The sequence below is a fragment of the Terrisporobacter petrolearius genome, from assembly GCF_020748185.1.
GTDB classification, from domain to species: Bacteria; Bacillota; Clostridia; order Peptostreptococcales; family Peptostreptococcaceae; genus Terrisporobacter; species Terrisporobacter petrolearius.
In genome coordinates this window covers 1-492 of sequence record NZ_JAHZMO010000143.1, presented here as the reverse complement: position 1 = coordinate 492, position 492 = coordinate 1, and the positions used below count along the sequence as shown (strand labels likewise).

Genomic DNA, 492 nt, shown 5'->3' with positions numbered 1-492 from the left:
GATAATAAAATCTTCGTCAGGCGAATTATCATAGGTGCAGGCAGCGCCGTACAGGCAGCAACCGATACCCGGCAATACATTGCGCAAGAACGGGAAGGCTTCCGAACCATCGCTGACCACTTCCGCAAACGGAACACGTTCATCCGCTGAATGGATAACCTGGCCTCCGTTATGTTTGCCAATCTTCAACGCGTCGTTTTCTGCCGGAAAACCATAATATTGATCGCCATTGGGCAGTTCACCGGTAAACGCCGGGAATTTATTCTTCACGCTATAGCGGCCATCGGCCTGATACCAGGCAAATACTTTACGTACGGGCTGGACAGGCAGCTCCGGGAGCAGGTCTTTTACCCATGTTCCCGCGCAGACAATCGCTTTTTTCGCCTGATACTCACCGTCAACCGTTTCAATAGTTACGCCATCATCGTCATGACGAATTGCGGTGACCGGGCAGTTGAACAGTTGCGCACAGCCCGCTTCCTTCGCCAGTTG

Annotated in this window: 1 protein-coding gene; it reads right to left on the bottom strand. The window is 52.2% G+C overall.

Annotation, left to right across the window (positions count from 1 at the left end):
* The coding region (locus K0040_RS22460) for an FAD-dependent oxidoreductase (protein ID WP_228110443.1) at window positions 1–492 on the bottom strand (492 nt) is incomplete at both ends.